General features: G+C 57.7%; 8 protein-coding genes. 1 reads left to right on the top strand and 7 read right to left on the bottom strand.

The annotated features are described in order from the left end of the window. Positions 1-219: 219 nt before the first annotated feature. The 6 genes from ABIQ96_RS16520 to accB all read right to left on the bottom strand — a co-directional run bounded on the left by ABIQ96_RS16520 (position 220) and on the right by accB (position 6,615). Positions 220-882 (bottom strand): PEP-CTERM sorting domain-containing protein, encoded by a 663-nt coding sequence (locus ABIQ96_RS16520; RefSeq protein ID WP_348215724.1) that lies wholly within the window; start codon positions 880-882, stop codon positions 220-222. 32 nt (positions 883-914) lie between these two features. Then, positions 915-1,913: a TIGR02597 family protein gene (locus ABIQ96_RS16515; RefSeq protein ID WP_348215723.1), complete on the bottom strand. Its 999-nt coding sequence runs from the start codon at positions 1,911-1,913 to the stop codon at positions 915-917. 1,029 nt (positions 1,914-2,942) lie between these two features. After that, positions 2,943-3,893 (bottom strand): PfkB family carbohydrate kinase, encoded by a 951-nt coding sequence (locus ABIQ96_RS16510; protein WP_348215722.1) that lies wholly within the window; start codon positions 3,891-3,893, stop codon positions 2,943-2,945. Positions 3,894-3,962: 69 nt separating this feature from the next. Continuing rightward, a complete protein-coding gene (locus tag ABIQ96_RS16505) occupies positions 3,963-4,673 on the bottom strand; it encodes a thiamine phosphate synthase (protein ID WP_348215721.1) in 711 nt (236 codons plus the stop codon). Positions 4,674-4,696: 23 nt separating this feature from the next. Beyond that, complete coding sequence (accC, locus tag ABIQ96_RS16500) at positions 4,697-6,052, bottom strand: acetyl-CoA carboxylase biotin carboxylase subunit (protein ID WP_348215720.1); 1,356 nt, start codon at positions 6,050-6,052, stop codon at positions 4,697-4,699. Positions 6,053-6,150: 98 nt separating this feature from the next. Continuing rightward, a complete protein-coding gene (gene accB, locus ABIQ96_RS16495; RefSeq protein ID WP_348215719.1) occupies positions 6,151-6,615 on the bottom strand; it encodes an acetyl-CoA carboxylase biotin carboxyl carrier protein in 465 nt (154 codons plus the stop codon). 180 nt (positions 6,616-6,795) lie between these two features. On the opposite strand from accB, the gene trmB reads away from it, so the two are divergent. Further along, positions 6,796-7,434 (top strand): tRNA (guanosine(46)-N7)-methyltransferase TrmB, encoded by a 639-nt coding sequence (gene trmB, locus ABIQ96_RS16490; RefSeq protein WP_348215718.1) that lies wholly within the window; start codon positions 6,796-6,798, stop codon positions 7,432-7,434. On the opposite strand, the gene ABIQ96_RS16485 is transcribed toward trmB, so the two are convergent. Next, complete coding sequence (locus tag ABIQ96_RS16485) at positions 7,421-9,676, bottom strand: ComEC/Rec2 family competence protein (protein WP_348215717.1); 2,256 nt, start codon at positions 9,674-9,676, stop codon at positions 7,421-7,423. The genes trmB and ABIQ96_RS16485 overlap by 14 nt on opposite strands. Positions 9,677-9,706: the final 30 nt, after the last annotated feature.

The raw sequence follows: 9,706 nt of genomic DNA, 5'->3' as shown, positions 1-9,706 counted from the left end.
CGAACCCCGGGCCATCAAAAAGCGGCCGAAGAACTTCAGCTACCTCACCGCAGCCAGGTCAATTTTCAAAGAAATCCCCCATCGCGGTAAACCCCGAAATTTCGCTTAAGTCAGTGCCATTCGGGGCGGGGCATTATCCTTCTCCTAACTCTATCATGAAAGAGGCGGGCTTGCGCCCGCCTCTTTATTCAAACAATCTATCTTGAAAACCGATCCGGATTAGTTCCGGCGGCGGCGGAGAAGACCGAGAGCGCCGATTGCTCCTAGGAGAAGCGCGGACGGCTCTGGCACACCAACCACAGTGACGGTGTTGCTAGGTTTAATAGCGTCATTTGCCGCTCCACCGTTCAAGGCTGCCGCGGTGGCAAAGCTCGTGGTCGCACCATCCGCTGGAATCACGAACGTTGGGTCCGTAAGAAGACCATATTTAGTACCACCGGTGACAGTTCCTTCAGCTGACGTAATATTGCGGTCAAACCATACTAGAGCAAAAGCGGCACCGGTAGTTGCACCTGCCCCCTTGGTAATGGCCGTAAGCTGGTTAATTTTGCCGAGCGCACCAGCTTCCCCACCCGAGGGTTGGTTTGCAGTCAGTATGCTTGAACCAAAATAATAATCGTTACTGGATCCAATTTGGACACCATTGGTGCCAGTATTCGTCGTGGTTGTAAGGACAAAACCTTGCGAGAGGGGAGTGAATACCGAGTCACCGTTGGAGACAATGATTCCCCAAACCAAACCTGCAGCAGCACTGCTGGAAGCATCGGCGAAGCCAGTCGCAACAGTTGCGGTACCGGAGGAGAATTGAAGGATAACAGTTGCTGCAGACGATAAACCAGTCGATGCAACTAGTAAAGCTGCTGCTAATTTTGCAATTTTCATATGTATAATTATTGTTTTGGGATTATTTGATATCAGAGGGAAGGAACGTAGTCCGGAGTGTTCGAGGAAGTAGTGGTAGGCGTTGCCGCAGCAGCGCGGTATACGTAGCCAACTCCAGCCTTGAGTTTGAGAGTAGCAGTCACATCGCTATCGTCAGACGCATCATACCAAGAAGGTCCGAATTTATAATAAACCGCCCCGGGAGCATTGTCTATTCCTGTGGCAGTCAGGCTATAAGAGAGCAACAGGTCATTGTCAGCCACACCGAGACCGCTCGTTGCGATGGGCTCGTCGACTGATGAAAAGAACGAAAACCGGGTATCTTGGGAACCGGCGGCACCTTTGATGAAGATCCGGCTATTTGCCGTCGGCACTTCGCCCGAAACCACCAAATTCGAGATAGCCCCATTGGTGGTATTCCGAAGTCTGAAGCCCTCATTCGGATAAAGAACGACACTGGTTGCCACGCTATCATCCGAAGCGTCATACCAAGTTCCGGCGAAATAGTAGTAAACACTAGTAGGAGCATTGTCCGTTCCCGCCGTTATATCAAACAAACTGAACTCAATGTTATCTGGAAGGGTGTTACCGGCAAAGAAATTGCCGATGGTCCAAGCCTTGCGGATCGAAATCGTATCACCGGCAACCACGCCGGTTAGCGTGTCAGTATTTTGAAATGCAACTGTAAGTGTCCCAGCGGCATTGGCAGTAATCAAGGAAATTTGACCACTCTTAGTTCCTGAACCAAGCTTTGCAACAAAAGGAGTAGTCGCGTTGGCCCACTGGTTGGTGGTAAAGCCAGGCGTCCCCGTAAGAGTAATAACGTTGCCGCTCACAGATGCTACGGTACCAGCCCACTCAGACGAACGCTCCAATGGAATCGCTAGCGTCATGTCCGTGTGTGCGGGGACGCCACCATTGTTACCAAGGCTTACATACCCCACCGGAGTGGTGTATGCGGTTGCTGCGCCGTGGGCCAGCCCGCAGGAGGCAGCGGCGAGGAGGAGTGAATAGGGAATGTATGTTTTCATGACAGGATTGTGTTTGATTGGGTCTTTTATTGGGGATTGTGTTTTCAGTGAGAGTGTTTGTTGAAGAAGCTTCAAAGGTTTTATGGGTTTTAGGATGAGGCTTGGAGGCTGTCCATGAATTAGCGCCGGAACATCGTAACAGGATTGTCACTCAGATTGTGCTTTTGCGCATTCATAGATTTCATGGAGAGGAAACAGCGATAAGGGGGCAACCGCAAGAAAATTTTGCTCAAATTTGCGAATTTCGACAAGGCCGCAGGAAGCTCCTGTGCGAAAGATTGGGGACTTCATCTCATAGCTTTAATTGTCAAAGACTTACAGATTATAAAAAGCCGCGGCAATTGACTGAAAGCAGCCCATTTTCAGCCCCTAAAATGGTTAATTTTTATTAAATGAGGGGGCTAATTGGAGAAATTTCAAGCTGCTCGATGCCAAAATCCCGCGTCCCATGAAATAGGGACAAGAGAGAGCGAAGTGGAGAGTAGGGAATGCGGAGTGACCTAACCGGGGGATGTTAGGATTTCCCAGGTTCGGCGGGGATACCTGGAGCTCCGCCAAATCCGTTGTGAAAATTTCTCTGGAAAACCGCAATGCGAGGGAGACGCAATCGGCCGGGGAGCATCAATGGGATTCCTGACCCCATTACGGTCAGGATTCGATCTCGAGAGAGATGCGGGAGGGCCAATTTTCGTGGAAGGAAAATGAGATTTTGGCTTTTCCTTCGAGATGGGGCGGTGTTGGTTGCTGCTTTTTAGGCGGTTTGCCAGCGGTTATGGTCGCAACTCTGGGTGCGAATGGAAGGCGGTCCGGAGTCTGCGGCTTACCTGCTGCTGAAGAGGCAATCTAAAGATTGAACTCCGGACAACGAAATGAGGTGCCTCGCCGTAAACAGGGTTCGGCGCTCTACTTCGGCAAACGGTCTAGGAGCAGACGGGAGATGAGGCTTCTCGTCGCTTTGGGCGACTCGAAGCCGTGTGGACGAGACGTCCGCACTCCTTATTTTGAGCTGACAGGGTTGTCGCACTCCATTTACCAGGCGGTCGCAGCGCGGAATTCCTGGATCCGGGCGGTGAGTTCGTCCTGGCCGAGAGTTTCCATGCGGCGGGTGGAAAACGCCTCGCAGGTGAAGGAAGCGAGCATCGAGCCGTGGATAATGGCCTGGCGGAGCGCCGGGACATCGTAGGGCGGATGGCCTTGCGAGGCGAGGTAGCCTGCCATTCCGCCAAGGAAGGTGTCGCCCGCCCCGGTGGGATCGGCGACGGTTTCGAGGGGGAAAGCGGAGCAGCGGAAGATCTCGCCACTTTCCGAAAACAACATGGCACCGAATTCGCCGAGCTTGACGACGACATTGCGTGGACCTTTTTCCAGCAAAATACGACCGGCTTTGACGAGGTTGGAGGTGCCTGCGAGGTCGCGGGCCTCGCCTTCGTTCAGAACAAAGAGATCCAGATGGGGCAGGACTTCGTGGAGACGCTCGTTGGCGATTTCAATCCAAAGATCCATGGTGTCCGCGATGACGAAACGGGAACTTTCGCCCGTCGTGGTGGCTCCGCACTGGGAAAGCATTTCCAGCTGGTTGTCCGGCGACATGTTCGCTAGGACCACGATGGGCGAACCAGCGGAACCCTCCGGAACCTTGACCTGCCAATTTTCCAACACGTTCAGGCCGACGCGGTGGGTCGTCCGCTCGTTCATGTTGGCGTGATATTCACCGGACCAGGTAAACGATTCATTTTCCGAACGCTCCACGCCTGCGAGCGAGACGCCGCGGCTTTCCAGCATTTCCAAATGCTCCTTGGGGAAATCGTGACCGATGATACCGATCAAATCCACCGGCTTGCTGAAAAACGATGCGGCGAGCGCCGCGTAAGCCGCGGAGCCACCGAGAAGGTTCTGGGCTTCAGCCTCGGGGGTTTTGACGTGATCGATGGCGACGGTGCCGCCGATGACGATTCCGGGAGCGGGATGGGTGTTGGACATGATTTTCGGGTGTTGGAAATTGAGAAAAATTGCCGCAGAGCGACGCAAAGAAGAGGAAGCCGAGCGCAATTACAAGCTTTGGTCTTGTAAGGTGGTGCGGATTTCCCGGGTGGCCGTTTGGATGTCGGGCGCTTGCAACAACGCGGAAACCACGACAACCCGCCGACCGCCGGCCGCGAGGACTTGGGGCAAAGTTCCCGGAGTGATCCCGCCGATGTAGAAGGCCGGGATTTTCGAACCAACTTCTTTTTCCATGATGGAAATTTCCTGAAGTCCGATGGCAGGTCGTCCGGCTTTGGTCGGTGTTGGGAAAAGAGGGCCGAAGCCGATGTAGTCGAAGCCTTCGATTAAAGCGGCGCGGGCTTGGTCGAGGGAATGGGTGGAACGGCCGATGATGAACGGGGAAGAGATCGGAGATTGGGGATTGGGGATGGGGGACGAAGAGGGATGAATGAATGAATGAAGGCCGGAATGAATTCCGCGCTCCAGTTGATGCTTCGCATCGGCAAGGGGACCGTCGTCTTGGCCGATGTGGACGCCGTCGGCACCGATTTCTCCGGCGAGGGCGGGGAAATCATTGAGAATGAATGGAACTCCAGCCGCACGGCAAAGCGGCAGGAGTTTTTCCGCGACACGGCGGATCGTGGCGAGATCGTGGTTTTTCGCTCGGAGTTGGAGGATGTCCGCTCCGCCTGCCAGAAGCGAGGCAGTGACTTCCTCAGCGCTTTCCTCGGGGGTATAGCCGAGATCGAGGATGCAGTAGAGGCGCGGGTCGTTCATAGGTCGTATAGGCCTTATGGGACCTATGACTTCACGCGCTCTTCCAAATACCGCGCGACCCAGCCGATGTCGTAGGTGCCGGCGGCGAAATCCGGGTGGGCGATGATTTCCTGTTGGAAAGGAATGGTCGTCTTGATGCCGCGGATCATGAACTCGCCGAGGGCGCGTTTCATGCGGGCGATGGCGATTTCACGGGTCGCTGCGGTCACGATGAGCTTGGCGATCATCGAGTCGTAATACGGCGGCACGGTGTAGCCGGAATAAACGTGGGTATCGACGCGCACGCCTTTTCCGCCTGGAGCATACCAAAGCTCGATGGTGCCGGGGCTGGGGGTGAAGTTGTTGAAGGGATCCTCGGCATTGATGCGGCACTCGATCGAGTGGCCACGCGGGACGGAGTTGAGCACGTGGTGGGACAGCGGTTCGCCGGCCGCGACGCGGATCTGCTCCTTGATGAGTTCGCAGCCCATGACTTCCTCGGTGACCGGGTGCTCGACCTGGATCCGGGTGTTCATTTCCATGAAATAGAAATTCTCGGCCTTTTCATCGACGAGGTATTCGATGGTGCCGGCATTCTGATAGTCGATGCTCTTGATCAATTTAACCGAAGCCTCACCCATGCGGGCGCGGAGCTCGGGGGTGAGCAGCGGCGACGGACATTCCTCGATGATCTTCTGATTGCGGCGTTGCATCGAGCAATCGCGCTCACCGAGATGGACGTAATTCCCATGGGAATCGCCGATGACCTGAATCTCGACGTGATGGGGATTGATGACGAGCTTTTCCAGGTAGCAATCGCCGTTGCCGAAACATGCGACGGCTTCGTTAGAGGCTGCGTGAAACAGGCTGATGAACTCCTCTTCCTTGAAACAAGGACGCATGCCCCGACCACCACCGCCGGCGGTGGCTTTGATCATCACGGGCAAACCGATTTTTTTCGCTTCGATCAGCGCGGTCTCGGCATCCGGCATGATGTCCGAGCCGGGAGTGATCGGCACGCCATTCGCAACGGCGGTCGCACGCGCGGTGGCCTTGTCACCCATCTTGGAAATGACTGCGGACGATGGTCCGATGAAAGTGATGCCCGAAGAGTTGCAAATTTCCGCGAAGCGGGCGTTTTCCGAGAGAAATCCGTAGCCCGGATGGATGGCGTCCGCGCCGGTAATCTCCGCGGCGGCGATGATGCGGTCGATCTTGAGATAGGATTCCTTGCTGGAAGCGGGGCCGATGCAGACCGCTTCATCGGCGAGCTGCACGTGCATGGAATCGACGTCCGGCTCTGAATAAACGGCGACGGATTCAATGCCGAGTTCGCGACAGGCGCGGATGATGCGGAGGGCGATTTCGCCGCGATTGGCGACCAGGACACGCTTGAACATTTTTTGAAGAAGTGGATGGTTGAGAGTTGATGGTTGATGGTGAAGAGGAAGAATTTGGCGATTTCTGCCTATCAACTATCAACCATCGACCATCGACTTTACTTGATGCGGAAAAGGACGTCGCCGTATTGAACCGGCGTGCAGTCTTCGGCGACGATGGCGCAGATGGTGCCGGATTTCTCGGCCTTGATTTCGTTCATCACCTTCATGGCCTCGATGATGCAAAGCGTCTGACCGACGGAAACGGTGGATCCAACTTCCACGAAGTTCGGCGCGTCGGGAGCGGGCTTTTGATAGAAAGTGCCGACCATCGGCGAGGTGATTTCGGAGCCTTCAGCTACCGGAGCCGCCGGAGCGGATGCGGAAGATGCAGCGGACAAAGCCGGAGCCGGTGCGTAGGACGGAGCGGAGCCGGACGGCAGCGCAGAGAGCAGGCTGCGGAGGTCATCGATGTCGGCGCCTTTTTTCAGCTTGAGGTGAAAGTCCTTCTTGGTGAGGTCGAAGTGGGTGAGCCCGTGCTCATTCATGAGTTCGACGATTCGACGGATTTCCTGGAGTTCCACGTTGGAGAGAAGGTTGGGAGTTGGATGAAAGGACGCTGGTCCGGCGGGACGCGTCTCGTTTGGTCAAGCTAGAGGGAGGGGCGAAAGTGCGTCAAGCGGGAACGGGGGAAGCAGCCATGATAGATGATGGCCGGCCGATGAAAGATTGCGAATCGCGGATCATGGATTTTAGATGCCGCGGTGATTCCGACGCAGCCTCTCAATGTCCTGCCCCGCCCCGCGCTGGCGGGCGAATTCGTGCCGGTCGACTATTTCCGGAAAATGGAGCGGGCGGAGGTTTGCCGGGGCGACCGACCGCTGGAGGTGGACCTGGGCTGCGGCGATGGTTCGTTCCTGATGGAAATGGCGCGGGAATTTCCGGAACGGGATTTTCTCGGCGTGGAGCGCTTGCTCGGCCGGGTGCGGAAAGTCTGCAAAAAAGCCACCCGCCGCCGTCTTGAAAACGCGCGGGTGCTGCGGCTGGACAGCCGCTATGTCGTCGAGTGGCTGCTGCCCGAGGCATCCGTTTCGCGGCTGCACCTGCTCTGCCCCGATCCATGGCCGAAGCTGCGCCACAACCGGCGGCGGATCGTCCAGCAGGCGTTTCTCGAAGCGGTCCGCAGCGCTTTGGTCCCCGGCGGCGAATTTCTCTTCATGACCGACCACGAGGAGTATTTCCACTGGGCGGTGGCGAAAGTCAGGGATTTCGGGAAATTCGAGCTGCTCGACTGGACCGAAGATTCGTTTTTCTATCCGAAAACCGATTTCCAAATCCAGTGGGAGGCCGAGGGAAAATCGATGTTCCGCCTGCGCTGCTGCAATCCGCTCAACGAGGCTTGAGGATCAAAGCGGAGTGATCCACGAAGCCCTCCAACCGGAGATCGCCCGATGGATCGACACGGATCGTGACGCCACCGGATTCGCCTTGGTGGATGACCTTGATGCCCAGCGAACGCCAGTAATCCACGGCGTGTGGGTCGAGATTTTCCGAGAGCGGGAAATCCGAATGTGATGCGATGATCGCCTGCGGTTTCACGGCTGCCAGGAAGGCATCACCCAAGGAATCGTCGTCGCTGTGGCGGCCCGCGATGATCACGTCCGCGGAAAGGTCTTGATGCGATTCCAACATCGCCTGCTCCGTTTTTGCGCCCGAGTCGCTGGTGAAAAGCAATTTCCAGCCGTGCCAATGGAGGCGGTAAATCACGACCCGGTCGTCGGCGACAGCGTTTTGCGACGAGGGATCGGGCACGTGGAGGATTTCGAGAAACGCACCGTCCGGCAGGGGCAGCGATTTCACATCCGCCGCTTGGATCGTTTTCACTCCGGCGCGGGGGGCATCGTTCGTCCATGATCGGAATGCCGGGCTGCGCGATTTTTCCACCGGGAGAACCACCTGCCGAATCGGAAATGTTTTCCAAACCATCGCGCCACCGCCGAGATGGCCGCCGTCCGGATGGGACAGAACCACCGCATCCGGCGTCACGCCGAGCCGTCGCAACGAGGGTGCGAGCCGTCGTTTGAAACCATCGGGTCCCGCACAATCCAGCAGCACGGCCGCGCCATTTCCACCGGCGAAACACGCCGCGCCCTCTCCATGTTCCAGATCGTAAACGAGTAAAAACGGCCGGTCATCCCAGCGCACTTGGAAATGTCCACCGGGCAGCGCCGCGAAGCGCTCCGCCGTGTATAAGGAGCCGATCGCAGCCCAGCCGTTCGCCCGATTCACCCAGCGGGCGACGGACGGAAGCACCGGATGTAGAACCGCCGAACCAAGGGCCGCAGCCAGCAAAACGAACACCAGCGGCACGATGAAAATTCCCGCCAGCACCGACACCGGCGTCACCAAGCCGAAATGAAACGCCGTCAGCGGTGCGGATCCGACACCCGCCGCCACGGAAACGCCGAGAGATCCCGCGAGTTTCCGCCGCGCCCCCAGCGAGGCCTCCTGCCAGCGGTTCATTTCCGCCAACGGCAAATACAACTCCGGCTTGCCCATCCACTCGAAAAGCTTCGTCGCCCACCCGGCACCCACCGCGATGGCCGCGACCACTCCGTAGGAAAGCTGCACCCCGGGCTGGAAAAGCAGCCGCCCGTCCCACAGCGCGGCGACCAGCAGGACAGCGCCCAGCGCGTTCAACAAATCCGGCTTCCGGCGGACCACGAAAGCCATCAGGAACACCGCCGCCATCCATGCCGATCGCATCGCCGGCGGGCTGTTTCCGGTGAGCCACGAGTAGCCGAAAATGAGCGGCAAAAGCACCATGATCGCCCGCCGCCGCGGGACACCCGCGAGCCGGAGAAGCATCCAACACATGCTTCCCACCATCGCCACATGCAGGCCGCTGACGGAAAACGCATGCAACGTCCCGCTGTTGCGGAATGCCGCCACTAGTTCCTCAGCGTCCGGCGGTTGCTCGCCGATGACCACCGCGCGGATCACCATCGCTTCGCGCGAATCTTCCGGCAGTCCGTCCGTCACCGCATCGCGAAATCCATGGCGCAACCTGGCTCCCAGCGCCGCCCATTTGCCGGTCCAAACCTTGCCTTGAACCCACGACCCCTGAAACGCGGCGGCCACTCCCTGCATCCGGAGCCATTCCGCTTGGTTGAAATCGCCGGGATTCCGCGGTTCCTCCAGCGGTCCGAAATTTCCGCGGGATTTCACCCACGATCCGGCCACCGGCACCTCTCCCCTGCCCTCCCACCAGACCTTGGTTCCGGGACGCGGGCCGGTCACCAGGATCACCGGCGCGGACCAGAATCTCTCGCTGCCCTTCGCATCGGCGAGCACCCGGCCTTGGACTTCGCCAGACGCGGCCTGCAGAAGCTCCCGCTCCGCGCCGAGTCTCGACTCGTTTCTCCAAGTGAAAGTCGCGACTGAAACCCACCCGCAGATCCACCATGACAGTCCGGTTTTCCAACCGCAAAAATACCCACCCGCCAGCGCGAGCAGAACTCCGAGGATCAGCCCTGCCGGAAAATTCCAGTGAGCTGCAGCGACACACGCGGCGGCGACCAGTGCCACGGCAAACAAAGGATGCCGCGCGCAAAAGCCACCGATACTCGATTCTCTTCCTAGCATCGTGTCGTTTCCTCGGAAGACACACGATCC

Source organism: Luteolibacter sp. (assembly GCF_039920825.1).
Classification (GTDB): Bacteria; Verrucomicrobiota; Verrucomicrobiia; order Verrucomicrobiales; family Akkermansiaceae; genus Luteolibacter.
Note: the sequence above shows the minus strand (reverse complement) of the source record. Positions and strands in the feature narration are given on the sequence as shown.